Origin of the sequence: Veillonella sp., assembly GCF_019414865.1 — a bacterium.
Lineage (GTDB): Bacteria > Bacillota > Negativicutes > Veillonellales > Veillonellaceae > Veillonella.
Genome location: NZ_DXLG01000034.1, coordinates 1 through 16,634 on the forward strand (window position 1 = coordinate 1; position 16,634 = coordinate 16,634).

At 37.4% G+C, this 16,634-nt stretch carries 18 protein-coding genes; 1 reads left to right on the forward strand and 17 read right to left on the reverse strand.

Features of this window, described 5'->3' with window-relative positions:
• The first annotated feature begins 245 nt into the window (after positions 1 to 245).
• Positions 246 to 752 (forward strand): S-adenosylmethionine decarboxylase family protein, encoded by a 507-nt coding sequence (locus tag QZ334_RS03595; protein ID WP_005386379.1) that lies wholly within the window; start codon positions 246 to 248, stop codon positions 750 to 752.
• Positions 753 to 856: 104 nt separating this feature from the next.
• Here the strand turns inward: QZ334_RS03595 and QZ334_RS03600 are convergent, their stop codons facing one another.
• The 17 genes from QZ334_RS03600 to thiL all read right to left on the reverse strand — a co-directional run bounded on the left by QZ334_RS03600 (position 857) and on the right by thiL (position 16,597).
• Positions 857 to 1,540, reverse strand: a complete 684-nt coding sequence (locus QZ334_RS03600; RefSeq protein WP_295231990.1) for an HAD hydrolase-like protein — start codon at positions 1,538 to 1,540, stop codon at positions 857 to 859.
• Between the two features lies 1 nt (position 1,541).
• Positions 1,542 to 1,967, reverse strand: coding sequence for a Fe-S cluster assembly sulfur transfer protein SufU (gene sufU, locus QZ334_RS03605; RefSeq protein ID WP_024066921.1), 426 nt, complete (start codon positions 1,965 to 1,967; stop codon positions 1,542 to 1,544).
• Positions 1,968 to 1,981: 14 nt separating this feature from the next.
• Positions 1,982 to 3,211: a SufS family cysteine desulfurase gene (locus tag QZ334_RS03610; RefSeq protein ID WP_295231993.1), complete on the reverse strand. Its 1,230-nt coding sequence runs from the start codon at positions 3,209 to 3,211 to the stop codon at positions 1,982 to 1,984.
• Positions 3,212 to 3,223: 12 nt separating this feature from the next.
• Positions 3,224 to 4,270: a SufB/SufD family protein gene (locus QZ334_RS03615; protein WP_295231995.1), complete on the reverse strand. Its 1,047-nt coding sequence runs from the start codon at positions 4,268 to 4,270 to the stop codon at positions 3,224 to 3,226.
• Between the two features lie 9 nt (positions 4,271 to 4,279).
• Positions 4,280 to 5,689, reverse strand: coding sequence for a Fe-S cluster assembly protein SufB (gene sufB / locus QZ334_RS03620; RefSeq protein WP_295231997.1), 1,410 nt, complete (start codon positions 5,687 to 5,689; stop codon positions 4,280 to 4,282).
• A gap of 8 nt (positions 5,690 to 5,697) precedes the next feature.
• The gene (sufC, locus tag QZ334_RS03625) at positions 5,698 to 6,441 is read right to left on the reverse strand and encodes a Fe-S cluster assembly ATPase SufC (protein ID WP_295231999.1); all 744 of its coding nucleotides are present in this window, start codon (positions 6,439 to 6,441) and stop codon (positions 5,698 to 5,700) included.
• 296 nt (positions 6,442 to 6,737) lie between these two features.
• Positions 6,738 to 7,994, reverse strand: coding sequence for a diaminopimelate decarboxylase family protein (locus QZ334_RS03630; RefSeq protein WP_005386368.1), 1,257 nt, complete (start codon positions 7,992 to 7,994; stop codon positions 6,738 to 6,740).
• Between the two features lie 58 nt (positions 7,995 to 8,052).
• Complete coding sequence (locus QZ334_RS03635) at positions 8,053 to 8,469, reverse strand: DoxX family protein (RefSeq protein ID WP_227720347.1); 417 nt, start codon at positions 8,467 to 8,469, stop codon at positions 8,053 to 8,055.
• Positions 8,470 to 8,736: 267 nt separating this feature from the next.
• Positions 8,737 to 10,362 (reverse strand): chaperonin GroEL, encoded by a 1,626-nt coding sequence (gene groL / locus QZ334_RS03640; protein WP_105089275.1) that lies wholly within the window; start codon positions 10,360 to 10,362, stop codon positions 8,737 to 8,739.
• A 111-nt stretch (positions 10,363 to 10,473) separates the two neighbouring features.
• Positions 10,474 to 10,755, reverse strand: a complete 282-nt coding sequence (gene groES, locus QZ334_RS03645; protein WP_004696047.1) for a co-chaperone GroES — start codon at positions 10,753 to 10,755, stop codon at positions 10,474 to 10,476.
• A 200-nt stretch (positions 10,756 to 10,955) separates the two neighbouring features.
• Entirely contained in the window at positions 10,956 to 11,522 is a 567-nt protein-coding gene (locus QZ334_RS03650) for an ANTAR domain-containing response regulator (RefSeq protein ID WP_295232002.1), read from the reverse strand.
• Complete coding sequence (locus QZ334_RS03655) at positions 11,523 to 12,911, reverse strand: sensor histidine kinase (RefSeq protein ID WP_295232005.1); 1,389 nt, start codon at positions 12,909 to 12,911, stop codon at positions 11,523 to 11,525.
• Between the two features lie 2 nt (positions 12,912 to 12,913).
• The gene (gene tsaD, locus QZ334_RS03660) at positions 12,914 to 13,945 is read right to left on the reverse strand and encodes a tRNA (adenosine(37)-N6)-threonylcarbamoyltransferase complex transferase subunit TsaD (RefSeq protein WP_295232007.1); all 1,032 of its coding nucleotides are present in this window, start codon (positions 13,943 to 13,945) and stop codon (positions 12,914 to 12,916) included.
• Positions 13,942 to 14,391 (reverse strand): ribosomal protein S18-alanine N-acetyltransferase, encoded by a 450-nt coding sequence (gene rimI, locus QZ334_RS03665; protein ID WP_105089279.1) that lies wholly within the window; start codon positions 14,389 to 14,391, stop codon positions 13,942 to 13,944. Before rimI ends, tsaD begins: the two co-directional genes overlap by 4 nt.
• Positions 14,391 to 15,149, reverse strand: a complete 759-nt coding sequence (gene tsaB / locus QZ334_RS03670) for a tRNA (adenosine(37)-N6)-threonylcarbamoyltransferase complex dimerization subunit type 1 TsaB (RefSeq protein WP_295232012.1) — start codon at positions 15,147 to 15,149, stop codon at positions 14,391 to 14,393. The genes rimI and tsaB overlap by 1 nt, the downstream gene beginning before the upstream one ends.
• Complete coding sequence (gene tsaE / locus QZ334_RS03675) at positions 15,133 to 15,627, reverse strand: tRNA (adenosine(37)-N6)-threonylcarbamoyltransferase complex ATPase subunit type 1 TsaE (protein WP_295232014.1); 495 nt, start codon at positions 15,625 to 15,627, stop codon at positions 15,133 to 15,135. Before tsaE ends, tsaB begins: the two co-directional genes overlap by 17 nt.
• The gene (gene thiL, locus QZ334_RS03680) at positions 15,617 to 16,597 is read right to left on the reverse strand and encodes a thiamine-phosphate kinase (protein WP_323758619.1); all 981 of its coding nucleotides are present in this window, start codon (positions 16,595 to 16,597) and stop codon (positions 15,617 to 15,619) included. Before thiL ends, tsaE begins: the two co-directional genes overlap by 11 nt.
• Positions 16,598 to 16,634: the final 37 nt, after the last annotated feature.

A 16,634-nucleotide genomic window follows, 5' to 3' on the forward strand; every position in this document is an offset into this window, starting at 1 on the left:
ACTTTTCTATTTTATCAGCTATCATACTCATAAAAAACACCTCTTTAACATTTTATTTAATATATATTTTGACTATTTGCTTTTTACATATATCTATTATATTTGACTTTTTGACTTTAGTCAATATAAAGGTCAAATTTCTATACTATACATTTGACCTTTTAATACATCCCCCTATAATTGGACTTAATCTTAAATTATAGGTATAATAAATGAGATATATTTTTATGAAAGAAGGTGTTGTTATGGCAGAAGCATTAGGACAAGAACTGTTAATTGATTTATATTCCTGCGATGAAGATGCAATCTCATCCGCTACAGCTGTACAAGAAAGTGTAGCAACTGCATTTGATTTAGCTGACCTTGATGTTGATGAAATCAGTTGTCAAGTTATGGACGAGGAGATCGCCCTCCTATCTGTTGCACCAGGCTTTCACTTTACATTGCACACATATCCTGCTCTAGGCTATGTGGCTGTTGATTTGTATTCTTTTGAGCAATCCTTACCGCTTACATTGATTATGAAAGCATTACGTAAATCTTTTAGAGCTGAAAAGGTAAAAGCAACAAGTGTACAACGTGGCGACTTTGGTAACGAACGTGATATGAAGCCACGTCGCAAAACTAAGATTACTACACTCGGTCGTGTTTCTCGTACACGTATCCAACTCAAACAAACAGGCGGCAAGTTGAAAAAACAAAGTGCTAAGGTTATCAAAACATTAGCTAAAAAAAGCGGCCTAAAAAAATAACACAAAAGGACTAACCTATAGGTTAGTCCTTTTGTAGATAGATGCCAAAGGGCTAGAGGAAATTCCTCTAGCCCTTTTAAGGTTGATATTTTATTTATAATAGCTTATCTACGAACCATCATTTCTTCAAGGTCAAGAACATCACCAATTTCATCAACATCATCACAAATGTATTCTGCATCAGCTTCTTTTAGTTCAGCTTCTGTACCATAACCATAAGTAACACCAATAGAGATACAGCCAAGTTCATTAGCTGCCTCTACATCATACTTGCGATCCCCAACCATAAATGCCAAGCGACGACCGTTATCATCGGTCAATGGGTTACCACAAAGGGTAAGAGCCTTTTCAAGAATCTCTTTCTTATGCAATAAACCAGCCTCGTAATTTGCACCTACAATGACATCAAAGTATGGTGACAATTCAAAGTGGTCTAGAATATCTTTAGCATAATGTTCTGGTTTTGCAGTCGCTACAGCTATAGTATATTGTTCAGTTTTACATTTGGCTAATAAGTCTACAATATTCGGATATACTTTATTTTCAAATTTACCGATGGTACCATACCGTTCACGGAATTTAAAGTATGTTTCTTCCGCTTGCTCAAAGGTCATACCACAATGTTCTTGGAACGCATCTACCAATGGTGGTCCTAAGAATAATTGTAATGTTTCTTCATCAGGTACATCATAACCAAAATGTTCCAATGCAAATTTAATGCTTTTAAGAATACCTTCTTGAGAATCCGTTAAAGTTCCATCTAAATCAAATAATATAGTTTTCTTCATATTATTTCTTTAAAGCCTCTTTCAATGTATGCCATGCAAGAACTGCACATTTAACACGTGCTGGCATGTTAGAAATATTTTGTAATGCCATAGCATCTTCTAATTCTTCTAACTCATTTTCATCGGTAATCTCTTTTTTGATCATGCCTAAGAAAATTTCTACCAAACGAAGAGCTTCCTCAACGGATTTGCCCTTGATGATATCAATCATCATAGATGCAGATGCTTGGCTAATAGCACAACCAGAACCTGTGTATGCAGCATCTTTAATAATGCCATCTTCCACATTGAGTTGCAATGTTAGGTCATCACCACAACTTGGGTTATGGCCATGCTCAGAATTTGTAAAATGAGCTAATTCATGTTTATTACGCTTATCTTGGTTATGTTCCAAAATAAGTTCCGTATATAATTGATCCATTTCCATTGATGGTAAATCTCCTAATCTTTAAAACCCATTACTGAACGAACCGTCTTTAATACTTCAAGGAAAGCATCTAAATCTTCCTTACGAGTATATAGGTACATACTTAGACGAGTGGATGCAGATACGTTGTAAAATGCACCTAATGGTTGTGCACAGTGGTGACCAGAACGAACACAAATGCCCTTAGAATCTAAAATTGTAGCTACATCATGAGGATGTACATCATCTACTGTAAATGCAATTACGCCATGTTTTTCCTTAGGATTTTGGGAGCCAATTACGTGAACATGTGGCAATGCAACAATCTTAGGAAGAATATATGCTACTAGTTCCTCTTCATAAGCTTCAATAGCTTCCATGCCAAAAGATTCTAAATAATCAATAGCTGCATGCAAGGAAACGGCACCATCAGCATTTGGAGTACCAGCTTCGAACTTGTATGGAAGCTCATTGAATGTAGCAGTTTGTTCTTTTACATATTCAATCATGTCCCCACCCAATAAGAATGGAGGCATAGCTTCTAATAATTCACGTTTACCATAGAGTACACCAATACCTTGGGATGCACACATTTTATGGCCAGAGAATACGAAGAAATCGCAATCTAATGCTTGAACGTCGATTTTTTTATGAGGTGTAGATTGAGCACCATCTAGAACTACTACAGCACCTACGGAATGTGCTTTTTCAGTTAATTCTTTAACAGGGAACTCCATCCCAAGCACGTTACTAACATGAGCAAAAGCGACGATTTTAGTATTTTCATCAATTTTATTGATTTCACCGTCTTTTAAATGACCATGTTCATCAAGGTACATATATTCTAAGGTTGCCCCTGTTTGTTCTGCTACATATTGCCATGTTACAAGATTCGCATGATGTTCAGCAACAGTAATGACAATCTTGTCACCTTTTTTCACATTATGAAGACCATAGCTGTGGGCAATCAAGTTCATAGATTCCGTACTATTACGTGTAAACACGACTTCTTCACGTTCGCGAGCATTGATAAATTCAACTACGCGATCCCGTGCATTTTCATAGTCTTCAGATGCTTCAATAGCCAAAATATGAGAACCACGATGAGGATTACCATTACGTTGTGTCATATGTTCCACAACACGGTCAATTACGGACTGTGGAATTTGTGCAGTAGCACCGCTATCTAAATAGATAACACGGTGCCCATTATGCTCTTTATGTAATATAGGAAAGTCTTTGTATGCTTCTGCAATTGGTCTCATAAAAACGCCTCTTTAAATTTTATTACGTACAGCTGCTAATGCTGCTTCTTCAATCGTTTCATCACCAATGCGATCAATAATAGGTCGAATCATAGATTCAACAATAATATGTTTTGCTTCTACTTCACTAAAGCCACGGCTCATGATGTAGAACAATTTATTATGATCAATTTGGCCTGCACTTGCTGCATGGTTACCAACTACATTATCTTCTTTACACAATAATAGTGGCAAAGAAATAGATTTTACAGTAGGGTCTAACAACAAGCAAGTATCTTCTTCCGCGCCTTCAGCTGCAGTTGCACCATGAAGAAAATCAAGGGTACCACGGAAGGATTTTTTAGAATTACCGCTAAGAGCACCTAAGGTATGAATATCACTGTAGGACTTTTTACCACCATGACTCATAACCATAGAAATATCAAATTTTTGCTCTTTATTACCAAGATAAGCAATATCATGAATCATACAAGATTCTTGACCTACTAAATCATGATAGTAATTCAAGATGTTTTCACTACCACCAATTTCAATATTGATGTATTCTACATCTGCTTTATCTTCTAATTTAGTGTATCTATGCTCGATATGTTGTACATGTTCAGGTAAAAGATTTACCTTTTTCACTACAACTTTACCAGCTTCTTTAACATCATATTCGTTTAAATAGCTAACATTTGTCAATGCATCGCCAGAACCAGTTACATAGAATTGTACTTCTAATTCAGCACCTTCCCCAACGATAAATTGGAAACGATTTGCCACACGAGCATTAGCATCAATGCGGATACCTACAACTTCTTTCGCCTTAGCAGGTACATTGATGGCATAGCCTTCTGCTTTTTCAACTAATAGTTGAACAGCTTCTTTATTAGCCCCTTCATAATTACCATCTAGCAATGCTGCACCAGCAGGTAATGGTGAAAGTATATTTTTATTCGCTTCTACAGCGATGGATTGTACCGCTGCATCTTCTCCAGCTAGAGAGCTTACAGTATGATTAACGCGTAACCATCTGAATGTCGGTCTAGGGAGTTCATTAAATAGTAATTCGCTCATAATTCCTCCTTAACCGATAGAACCTTCTAATTCAAGATTGATTAGATTGTTCATTTCTACTGCATATTCTAGTGGCAATTCTTTAGAAATTGGCTCTACGAAGCCACGAACAAGCATAGCACGTGCTTCTTCTTCGCTGATACCACGAGTCATAAGGTAGAAAATTGCTTCATCGGAAATACGACCGATTTTTGCTTCATGACCTAAATCCACATTATCGTTTTCTACGATAATTGCTGGGATTGTATCAGATTGAGACTCAGCATCAAGCATCAAGGATTCACAAGAAACTGTTGCTTTAGAATGTTCAGCTTTAGGACCAATTTTCAAAAGGCCACGGTAAATTGCAGCGCCACCGGATTTAGAGATGGATTTAGAGTTTACGTTACTTGTTGTATATGGTGCATTATGTACCACTTTACAGCCTGTATCAAGGAATTGGCCTTCACCAGCGAATGTTACACCTGTAAATTCAGCATGCGCACCTTCACCGTTAAGAATACTCATTGGATACAAGCAAGAAACTCGGGAACCAAAGGAACCAGATACCCACTCGATTGTACCATTCTTACCTACTACACAACGTTTTGTGTTAAGGTTGTACATATTTTTGGACCAGTTTTCAATTGTAGAGTAACGCAATGTAGCATTGTCTTTAACGAACAATTCAACAGCGCCAGCATGAAGGTTAGATACGTCATACTTAGGAGCAGAGCAACCTTCGATAAAGTGCAATTTAGCACCTTCTTCTACAATAATCATAGTATGTTCAAACTGACCAGCACCTGGTGCATTCAAGCGGAAGTAAGATTGCAATGGAATCTCTACTTGTACGCCTGCTGGAACGTATACGAAGGAACCGCCAGACCAAACTGCACCATGAAGAGCAGCCCATTTATGGTCTGTAGGTGGAATCAATGTCATCCAGTATTTTTTTACGATTTCTTCATGCTCATGTAATGCTGTTTCAATATCAGTATAGATAACACCTTGTTTAACAAGATCTTCTTGAATACTGTGGTAAACAACTTCAGAGTCATATTGTGCACCAACACCAGCAAGAGATGTTTTTTCTGCTTCTGGAATACCTAAGCGGTCAAAGGTGCTTTTAATTTCTTCTGGAACTTCGTCCCAGTTTTCTTTCATATCTACTTTAGGCTTAACATAAGTATGGATATTAGCCATATCTAAGCCAGAAATATCAGGAATCCAGTTTGGAATCCCCATACGATTGTAGATTTCTAAAGATTTCAAACGGAAGTCAAGCATCCATTCAGGTTCATTTTTATTAGACCAAATTTCACGGATAATATCTTCTGTTAAACCGGCATCAGAAATATAAGAATATTCAAAGTCATTCTTAATATCATAGACACCACGGTCCATATCCGCGACTTGGGTTTTCTTTCTTTCTTCCATTGTGCCTCCTATGCTAATGCTTTGTATGCGTCGTAACCTTTTTCTTCGATTTCACGTACAAGAGAATCATCACCAGTTTTAACGATCTTACCGTTGATCAATACATGAACATAGTCAGGTTTTAATTTTTGCAAGATTTGGTTGTGGTGAGTGATGATCAATACAGCATTGTCTTCGTTGTGGAAACGTTGTACGCCTTCGGATACGATACGAACTGCGTCTACGTCAAGACCGGAGTCAGTTTCATCAAGAATAGCCAATTTAGGATTCAAAATGGACATTTGAAGAATTTCATTTTTCTTGCGTTCACCACCGGAGAAACCTTCATTTACATAACGTTGTGCATAGGACAAATCAAAGGATAATTCATCCATTTTTTCTTTCAATTCTTTTTTGAAGGATAAGGCACGTACATTTTCGCCAGTAATTGTAGATTTTGCTGTACGAATAAAGTTTTCTACAGTGATACCAGGAATAGAAATTGGGTTTTGGAAGGACATGAAAATACCAGCTTTTGCACGATCGTTTACTGCATCTTCTGTAATATCTTTACCATCAAAAATAATGGAGCCGCTGTCTACAGTATATGTAGAGTTACCCATGATAGCATTAGCAAGTGTAGACTTACCTGCACCATTTGTGCCCATTACAACGTGAATTTCACCTTTATTAATTGTTAAGTTGATACCTTTCAAGATTTGTTTATCTTCAACGGATACCTTTAAATCTTTTATCTGAAGTAATTCAGCCAAAATATTCACTCCTTTTTATTATGTATCCTCAATATCGAGGCATACAATCGTTATATGTAAAACGTATATACTGACACATATAAAAAGGCGGTACGCACTAACGTGAATACCGCCGTAATTCTCGCCAACTTAGCAAGTATGTGCATAACAATCTACAATTATTATACATTCTTATCTAAATGATAGCAAGATATTCCTACTAAAATATACAGGAATTAAAAGAATATCATATATTACATATATTGATAGGCTTTTAATAATATTCATTCTCATCCTATTCGATTCTCAATATTAAATTATAGGTTGGAGAAATCGAGAGTGCCAAACAAATCATCATATGTTTCAGCACGACGAATTTGTGTAACAGAGCCATCTTTATGTAATAACAACTCAGCAGAACGCAATTTACCATTATAGTTAAAGCCCATAGAATGACCATGTGCACCAGCATCATGAATGATGATACGATCACCAATATCAATTTTTGGCAATTCACGTTGGATAGCAAACTTATCGTTATTTTCACATAAGGAGCCCGTTACATCATATACATGGTCCTTAGGCGCATTTTCTTTACCCATTACAGTAATATGGTGATAAGAACCATATAATGCTGGACGCATAAGATTTGCCATGCAAGAATCAAGACCAATGTAATGACGATAAATATCTTTTTTGTGAATCGCTGTAGAAACTAGGTAACCAAATGGACCTGTAACCATACGACCACATTCATAAGCTAATGCTACATCACCAAGACCATTAGCTACGAGAATTCTATTGTAAGCCTCTTCTACACCCTTACTAAGCGCTTTGAAGTCTACAGGTGTTTGTTCTGGTTTATAAGCAACACCTACGCCACCACCAAGATCGATAAACTCAACATTGATGCCAAGCTCATTTTTAATATCTACGGCAAGATTAAAGCAAAGTTCAGCCGTGCCAACTAAGCCATCGATATCAAGTTCATTAGAAACAACCATTGTATGGATACCAAAGTGTTTTACACCTTTTGCTTGTAGTTGTTTGTAGGCTTCAAAAATTTGTTCACGAGTCATACCGTATTTAGCTTCTTCAGGAAGGCCAATAATTGTATTGCCCCCTTCTTTTAAGGAGCCTGGGTTATAACGAACGCAGAACGTATCAGGCAAAGAACCATGATTTTTTTCTAAATATTCAATATGAGTAATATCATCTAGGTTGATAATAGCACCCATTTCTAGTGCTTTTTTATATTCCACATAAGGTGTGTCATTAGATGTGAACATAATGTCATGACCTGTAATGCCCACTTTTTCGCATAGCATCAACTCTGCCAAGGAAGAGCAGTCTGCACCTACTCCAAGTTTTTGTAACACACGCATAATATATGGATTTGGAGTCGCTTTTACAGCAAAATATTGTTTAAACCCTTTATTCCAAGAAAATGCATCGATGAAAGATTTCATATTTTCAATGATACCTTCTTCATCGTAAATATGAAATGGTGTTGGATATTGGGCAATAATATTTTCTAATTGTTCAGCTGTAAACGGAACTGTTTTTGTATTCATAATAACCTCGCTACACAAATAAAAGACTCATCAATCGACGAGTCTATTATCCTAATTATTATTTAAATAAAGCTTTATCTAGGCTATAGCGACCTGCACCTGCGAAGAATAACATAAGTGCACCAAAGCCCATTTGAGATGGATAGTCCCAACTAAAGAAGCTGCCACTAAGATTTAATACTGTGGCCACTGCTAATGTACCAATAAGTAGCAGTGATCCAATCCGTGTAAATAGACCAATTGCTATAAGTACGCCGCCTATCATTTCAGCATATGCTGCCATAGTACCTAATATTTCATAACCACCAGGTACACCTAATGGTGCCAACATAGCTCCAACTTTATAAAGGCCTTCAGCACCGCTCAAATACTTTAAATATCCATGATAAAACATGGAAATACCAAGTGCCAAACGATAAACTAAGAGGCCAAAATTAACATAATTAGGTTTACTTTTAAAAATAAAGCTCAACATAGTAATCCTTCTTTCAGGTTAAACAACATCGAAATAATTCGATAACCATATTATAAAGGTCAGTAACTACCGTGTCAAACTAGACTCAATATTAAATTCTATAGAATTATAACATATATTGTATACAAAATCAATTTTATCGATTTGATAATCCTCATATAGCTGATTTAGATAAATACAAAAATAATCCTAATGAAAAAGTGAACATATAGTTCATAATTCATTAGGATTATTCTAAATCTTATAGATTATGCGCTAAGCAGTTGATTACATCATACCGCCCATGCCACCCATTGGAGGCATTGCAGGAACTGCAGCATTTTCTTCTACTTTGTCAGCTACGATTGTTTCAGTAGTCAATACAAGAGATGCAATGGATGCAGCATTTTGAAGAGCAGAACGTGTAACTTTTGCAGGATCCACGATACCAGCTTTTACCATGTCGATGTATTCTTCAGTCAAAGCATTGAAGCCAACGCCAGCTTCAGTATTTTTAACTTTTTCAACTACAACGGAGCCTTCAAGACCAGCATTGTAAGCGATTTGACGAAGAGGTTCTTCTACTGCACGTTTAACAAGGTTGATACCAGTTTGAACATCACCAGTAGCTTCCAATGTGTTCAATGCAGGGATGATGTCGATGAATGTAGTACCACCACCAGCTACGATACCTTCTTCAACAGCAGCGCGAGTTGCGTTCAATGCGTCTTCGATACGAAGTTTTTTATCTTTCATTTCAACTTCTGTAGCAGCACCTACTTCGATAACTGCAACACCACCTGACAATTTAGCAAGACGTTCTTGTAATTTTTCACGGTCGAATTCAGAAGTTGTTTCTTCTACTTGTGCACGGATTTGGCTAACGCGTTTAGCGATAACATCTTTATCGCCTACACCATCGATGATTGTAGTTTCATCTTTAGTGATACGAACTTGACGAGCTGTACCAAGATCTGTAAGTTCTACAGAATCAAGTTTACGGCCCATATCTTCAGTAATTACAGTACCACCAGTCAAGATAGCAATATCTTCAAGCATAGCTTTACGACGGTCACCGAAGCCAGGAGCTTTAACTGCTACAGCTTTGAATGTACCACGTAAGCGGTTTACTACCAATGTAGCCAATGCTTCACCTTCTACATCTTCAGCGATGATAAGAAGTTCTTTACCTACTTTTACAACTTTTTCAAGTGTTGGCAACATATCTGCGATAGCACTAATTTTACGGTCAGTAATCAAGATGTATGGGTTATCCATAACTGCTTCCATACGGTCAGGATCAGTTACCATGTATGGGGAAATGTAACCGCGGTCGAATTGCATACCTTCTACTACGTTTAATGCTGTTTGCAAGCCTTTGGATTCTTCTACAGTGATAACGCCGTCGTTACCAACTTTTTCCATAGCTTCAGCAATCAAACCACCAATTTCTTCATCAGCTGCAGATACGCTAGCAACTTGTGCGATTTCAGCTTTACCAGAAACTTTAATGGAGCGTTTTTTAATTTCTTCTACCAAAGTTTTTACTGCTGTTTCAATACCTTTTTTCAAGATCATTGGGTTAGCACCAGCTGCTACGTTGCGCATACCTTCTTGAATCATAGCTTGTGCCAATACAGTTGCAGTAGTAGTACCGTCACCTGCTACGTCATTAGTTTTAGTAGCAACTTCTTTAACTAATTGAGCACCCATGTTTTCAAATGGATCTGGAAGTTCGATATCACGAGCAATTGTTACACCATCGTTTGTGATTGTTGGAGAACCGAATTTTTTATCCAATACAACATTACGGCCTTTTGGTCCTAATGTAACTTTTACAGCATTTGCCAATTGATCAACGCCACGGCCTAATGCGCGACGAGCTTCTTCATTAAACAAGATTTCTTTTGCCATATGTATTACCTCCTAGATAGTAACACTATCCAATGTAATGAATTATATGCCCTAAAGCAATAAGTAATATATCAATAGTATAGTTAGCCTGATAAAGCTATAAGTTAGCTATTATAATACTGCTAAGATATCGCGTTCGCTAATGATCAAATGAGTAGCGCCATCGATTTCTAATTCGCTACCTGCATATTTTGCGAACATAACAGTATCGCCAACTTTAACTTCTGGAGCTACACGTTGACCATTGTCATAAACTTTACCAGCACCTACAGCTACTACTACACCTTCTTGAGGTTTTTCTTTTGCTGTATCAGGAAGGAAAATACCACTTTTAGTTTTTTCTTCTTTTGCTTCTAAACGGATAAGAACGCGGTCAGCTAATGGTTTTAACATATGATGTCACTCCTTATTTACTAGTTATTATTTACAATTTATTAGCACTCTAAGTTACCGAGTGCTAATTACATGTATTATTATAACCGATGTCAAAATAAATGCAAGCAGAAATTTTGATTTTTTGACTTTTTAGTTTTTATTTGATGTTAGACACAAAAAAACTAGTATAAGTTTTATCCTTATACTAGTCTTTTCATCTATTTAGAAACTTGATTAATTAATGCCTTACAGATATTAACAATACTATCACGTTTCTTCATACTTAGGGCACGAATGCGATTGTACGCTTCCTCTTCAGATAAAGAGTATAGCTCCATCAATATACCGGTAGCCTTTTGAATGATTTTACGATCTTCTAATGACTGTTCTAATTCTGCCATTTTTTCACGTAGCTGAGCATCACTATGATAACGGCCTAATGCCATTTCTAAGGTGGGAACTAATTGCTCTTCACGTACAGGTTTTATTAAATAGCCATATACGCCAGATTCTCTAGCCTTATCAATTAAATCCTGTTGACTATAGCTTGTTAATAGTACGACTGGTGCTTCATGGTGAAAGCCAATTTGACGTGCTGCTTCGATGCCATCTAACTCCGGCATTTTTACATCCATTAGAACAATATCAGGCTTATATTTTTTACAAAGCTTAATGGCTTCCACTCCATTAGTGCCTTCTGCTACAACTTCATGACCACAGGATTCAATAATATCGCGTAGATCCATACGTATAAGGGATTCATCATCCACTATTAAAACGCGCATTTACTTCTCCTTCTTCATATGTATTGTTACTAGTACACCAACATCTGTATTTTCTACAGATAGTTTACCTTTTAACTCATGGGTAACTAAATTATTAATGATAGTTAGTCCTAATCGCTTGTTAGAATTAATAGAAAACTCTGGAGGCAACCCTTTACCCGTATCAGAAAAAGCTAATACAATATATTCCTCTGAATCTGTAACAGCTAAACGAATCTCTCCATTTTTACCATCTAAGCCATGTTCAAGGCTATTGGTAATTAGCTCATTAATTATGAGGGATACATAACTTGCCATATGAGAGGATATCAACATATCCTCTCCACTATAGGTAAACGTAACATCTTGGTCTTGTCGAACCATACTCATACGCAATAAGCGACATAGCTCGTCATAAATTGATCGGATACCTATATAATCCTCGTCATAATGGGATACAATATCGTGAACTAATGCCATACTTTCAATACGATTTATTCCCTCTTGCAAGGCTTGTTTAACCTCCGGCAAGCTAGAACGTCTAGCCTCCATACGCAACAATCCAGCTACGGTTTGTAAATTATTTTTTACACGATGATGAACCTCTTTAATAATCGAGTTCTTTACCAATAACTCTTGTTGCTGTTTACTTTCACGGGTACAATCGTGAAGCACGAGGAAACAACGGGTTTCATTACGCCCCATAGCAATAGGAATCATATGTTGACGAATGACCATATCTTGATAGATCTCTTCACTAGTATATATTGTTCTATCATCTAACACTTGTTGGATGGCTGAAACTTTTAAGGTACTGCTATAAATTGATGAGCCCACAAGTCGTCGGTCAAATCCTAGCAAATCTACTAGTTGTATAGCGGCCTCATTACCATACAGAATTCTATGAGAATCATCAAAGATAATTAAACCGTCAAAATATGAGATTGGTTCATACGATTGTATTTGCTCATCCGTAGCAGTCAGCATGAGCCGTTGCATCGTATCTGACAAGGTATACTCTTGCTCATATTGCTCTATCTTAATAGACGGAGACACGGTAAAAGCTATGCCCCCAATAATACGACCACCATTATCTACAACAGGAAAAACATGTTGTCGTTGATCATGTTCTACCCCAATAAGCGGTTGTCCATTTTCCATCATAGAATGCCATGTATTATTCCCTCTTAACTGTCGAGTAATAACACCTTGGTCACTTCGTTCAATACACAGCATATCGGCACGATGATGCATAGTACCTTGTGAGGACTCTAGAAGGGGTGTAAAAATCTGTATCCTTTGACGGGTCAATGACTCGCCAAAGGATATAAGTTTACTAATATGCTCTAATAATGAGGTTTGTAATGGACCTAATGGTGTTGTATTTAAAATATCTTGACCGATATCCACGATTAATCCTCTTTCCAAGATACATGACCAATTTCAACACTTGGTTTTGCATTCAATGTTAAATCTGCGAATTTACCGGCTTGGGCCATATAATAAGCGCGACAACCAATCATCGCTGCATTATCAGTGGACAAAATTTTATGAGGCTTGTAATAGGTAAATCCTTCTTTTTCGCACATCTTTTGTAATGCTGTTTGTAAACCTTTATTAGCAGAAACACCGCCAGCTATGGTAATACGAGTTTCCCCCAATGTATGCGCTGCATCTCGTGTTTTCTCAACTAATACATCTACAATCGCCTTTTGGAAGGACGCTGCAACGTCTGCTTGATTTATAGGTTCATTCTTTTGCTGCTTGCTATTTAAATAGTTTAACACAGCAGATTTCAAGCCACTAAAACTAAATTCGAAATTTCCAGGCTCACTCAAAGCCTTTGGAAATTCAATAGCATCTGGATTACCTTCAAGAGCTAATGCATCGATATGAGGGCCACCTGGGTAAGGGAACCCCATAACACGAGCAATTTTATCAAATGCTTCCCCCGCTGCGTCATCACGAGTCTGTCCAAGAATATCAAACTCTTCATAGCCTTTTACATGCACTAACATGGTATGACCACCAGACACAACGAGGCTTAAAAATGGAGGCTCCAATTCTGGATTGGCTAAGAAATTAGCAAAAATATGACCTTCCATATGATGAACCGGCACCAAAGGAATACCTGTAGCAAAGGATAATCCCTTCGCAGCAGCTACACCAACTAATAATGCGCCCACTAGACCTGGACCATAGGTAACGCCAATATGGTCTATATCTTGTAAGGTTACATTTGCATCGCGCAATGCTTGATCTATGACAGGTATAACTTGTTCAATATGATGGCGTGATGCGATTTCTGGTACAACACCACCAAATTTTCTATGAATAGGCACTTGGCTAGAAATTACATTAGATAAAACAGTACGCCCATCCTTTAGGACGGATGCAGATGTTTCATCGCAACTACTTTCCAAGGCTAATGTGTAAATACTCATTCTATTTCCTCTGAAACGAGAGACATAATATAAGCATCCTCTTTTGGCTCTGAATAATAATCTTTGCGAATTCCTTTAACAGTAAATCCTAGATTTCTATACATTGCCAAGGCAGGTAAATTAGATATGCGTACCTCCAAGAAGATTTCATGCATCCCTCTATTCAAACATTCATCTATTAATTCTTTAGTAAGTTTTGAGCCATATCCCTTACCACGGGCGGAAGGTAAAATAGCAATATTCGTGATTTGTCCTTCATCGTATACAAGCCAAGCACCAGCATAGCCCACAATATGATTTTCTTCACAAATAACCATATATAACTTATTATCGGCCCCTTCAAGTTCAGCAAGTACAGATTCTAAGCTCCATGGAACAGAAAAGGACTGTTGCTCTATATCATAAATGGCTTGAGCATCATCTACAGTAGCTAACCGAATCTCCATTATTCTACTCCTGCCGCTTCGGTGACAACAACTGTAGGATTTTGGTTTAACATGTCTGGATTATCCTTATGTCGTTCCTCCCATAAAACCTCTGCTTCAGAACGACGGATATAATAAGGAACCATATCCATTGGATCACATATCTCTTCACGGATAACTAAGTCGCGTCCCGCTAAAAGTAAAGAACTGGCTTTAGGAATGCGTTGTGAAATATCTAGAATAGTCAAATTAGTATCGTTTTCGTCTAAAAGCTTTTCAATGCGCTTGATACCATCACCTAAGAATAAGACCTCTTCCTTAGTTTCTCGGAACTTTTCTAATAAATCACTAGCTGCAATAACAAACGGTTCCTCTTTACATACTAGCTCATTGTTTTCATATCGATATAGACCAGCATATACATGCTTTTTCTGAGCATCGATAACAGTACAGATAGTTCTATTTGTATATGAAACATTATGAGCCAAACTATCCATGGTCATCACACCATACAATGGAATTTGTAAGGCATAAGCCATAGCTTTTGCAGTCCCCATACCTATACGCAATCCCGTAAATGAACCAGGACCAATGCTAACTATAATACCTTTTAGTTCATTCTTTTTTACTTGTGAGGCTCGCAACAACATGTCGATGTGAGGTATTAGCTGCTCAGAATGAGTTAATCCCGCTTGAATGGTTAGTTCACCAATCAAGTTTGTTTCATCCATTAAGGCCACACTCGATACGAACGAACTTGTCTCAATTCCCAACCACATATGGGCCTCCTATATCTACTAAATCATCTTTTGTAAGATAATCACTACTTAACGTAATGGATCGGCTTGTATCATCAATACGAGTCAGATATATCCATAATGTTTCATCTGGTAATTCATCAGAAAATTTATCAGCCCACTCCACAATGGATACACAGTCCTCTGTATATTCGTAAAAGCCAATATTTTCTAATTCACTTATATCATCCAACCGATATACATCAAAATGATATAAATGTGTTCTATCAACATCGTAAGTATTCATGATGGCAAACGTAGGGCTAGTAATCTCCTCTGTAACGCCAAACCCTTTCGCAATGCCTTGGGATAGATGTGTTTTTCCGGTCCCCAAATCACCAATTAAGGCAATACATAAAGGGTCACCACTTTGTTTGACCCATTTTCCTAATAATTGTCCAAATTGTTGTGTATCTTCAACTGTATGAGTCTCTAATTGAACCTGTGCCTTATGATTCATGAAAATGATTATATCCTTTCGCTTCTATGGTCTTAATCGTTTTATCCGGTGTTACCATCTGCACCTGGGCTGATCCAGATACAACTTCACCAATTATTGTAATGCCTGCTAAATTCTCTAATTTAGGAAGCAATGATTTAGGAGCCGTGAATACTAGTTGAAAGTCCTCGCCACCATACAATGCATAATCTACTGGATTAGTCTGCAAATACTTAGCTAATTCATAAGTCTCCTCATGTAGTGGAATAGCTTTTTCCTCTATGACAATAGATACATTGCTAGCCGATGCAATTTCATTTAATTCACTACCGAGACCATCACTTATATCATTCATACTATGAATACCTAATTGTCTCAATTTTTGGCCCAATTCTATTTGTGGATCTGGACGTTGATGACCAACCTTGGTCATATGATAGCCATCTAAATTATATGATAAGGCGCCCAAACCTGTAGCAGCATAACCTACGTAATTTGTAATGCCCACAATATCACCTACTTGCGCACCACTACGCATAATAGCGGTTCCTTTGGGAACATCACCAATAATTGTTACGGTCCACACCATGGGCCCTTCCGTACGCACCGTATCCCCACCAAGTATATTAAGATGATATTTTGCGCATTGATCTTTTATGCCTCTATAAACTTCATCAAGAATAGCCGTATCAACATATTCAGGTGCCGCCACAGATAGCACAATTTGACGAGGAGTGCCACCCATAGCAGCAATATCACTCAAATTGGCCGTCATGAGACGATAACCTACATCATAGGGCTTTATATAGTGAAAGCTAAAGTGAACCCCTTCCACCATCGTATCAGTGCTAATTAATTGATCTGTTTCTTCCTTAGCACTATATACAGCACAATCATCACCAATTCCTGTAATCACAGTACTTTGATCATATATCGTATTATCTTGAATGTGGCGAATGAAATTAAATTCCCCTACATCTTTCAATTGCATCTCATCACCTGGCTTCCGATTAGTATACATCTGTCTC

Bases quoted from the DNA above. Each gene is read 5' to 3' on its own strand.
- QZ334_RS03595 (WP_005386379.1), top strand. From the start codon at position 246: ATGGCAGAAGCATTAGGACAAGAACTGTTAATTGATTTATATTCCTGC.
- QZ334_RS03600 (WP_295231990.1), bottom strand. From the start codon at position 1,540: ATGAAGAAAACTATATTATTTGATTTAGATGGAACTTTAACGGATTCT.
- sufU (WP_024066921.1), bottom strand. From the start codon at position 1,967: ATGGAAATGGATCAATTATATACGGAACTTATTTTGGAACATAACCAA.
- QZ334_RS03610 (WP_295231993.1), bottom strand. From the start codon at position 3,211: ATGAGACCAATTGCAGAAGCATACAAAGACTTTCCTATATTACATAAA.
- QZ334_RS03615 (WP_295231995.1), bottom strand. From the start codon at position 4,270: ATGAGCGAATTACTATTTAATGAACTCCCTAGACCGACATTCAGATGG.
- sufB (WP_295231997.1), bottom strand. From the start codon at position 5,689: ATGGAAGAAAGAAAGAAAACCCAAGTCGCGGATATGGACCGTGGTGTC.
- QZ334_RS03630 (WP_005386368.1), bottom strand. From the start codon at position 7,994: ATGAATACAAAAACAGTTCCGTTTACAGCTGAACAATTAGAAAATATT.
- QZ334_RS03635 (WP_227720347.1), bottom strand. From the start codon at position 8,469: ATGTTGAGCTTTATTTTTAAAAGTAAACCTAATTATGTTAATTTTGGC.
- groL (WP_105089275.1), bottom strand. From the start codon at position 10,362: ATGGCAAAAGAAATCTTGTTTAATGAAGAAGCTCGTCGCGCATTAGGC.
- groES (WP_004696047.1), bottom strand. From the start codon at position 10,755: ATGTTAAAACCATTAGCTGACCGCGTTCTTATCCGTTTAGAAGCAAAA.
- QZ334_RS03650 (WP_295232002.1), bottom strand. From the start codon at position 11,522: ATGCGCGTTTTAATAGTGGATGATGAATCCCTTATACGTATGGATCTA.
- tsaD (WP_295232007.1), bottom strand. From the start codon at position 13,945: ATGAGTATTTACACATTAGCCTTGGAAAGTAGTTGCGATGAAACATCT.
- rimI (WP_105089279.1), bottom strand. From the start codon at position 14,391: ATGGAGATTCGGTTAGCTACTGTAGATGATGCTCAAGCCATTTATGAT.
- tsaB (WP_295232012.1), bottom strand. From the start codon at position 15,149: ATGTGGTTGGGAATTGAGACAAGTTCGTTCGTATCGAGTGTGGCCTTA.
- tsaE (WP_295232014.1), bottom strand. From the start codon at position 15,627: ATGAATCATAAGGCACAGGTTCAATTAGAGACTCATACAGTTGAAGAT.
- thiL (WP_323758619.1), bottom strand. From the start codon at position 16,597: ATGCAATTGAAAGATGTAGGGGAATTTAATTTCATTCGCCACATTCAA.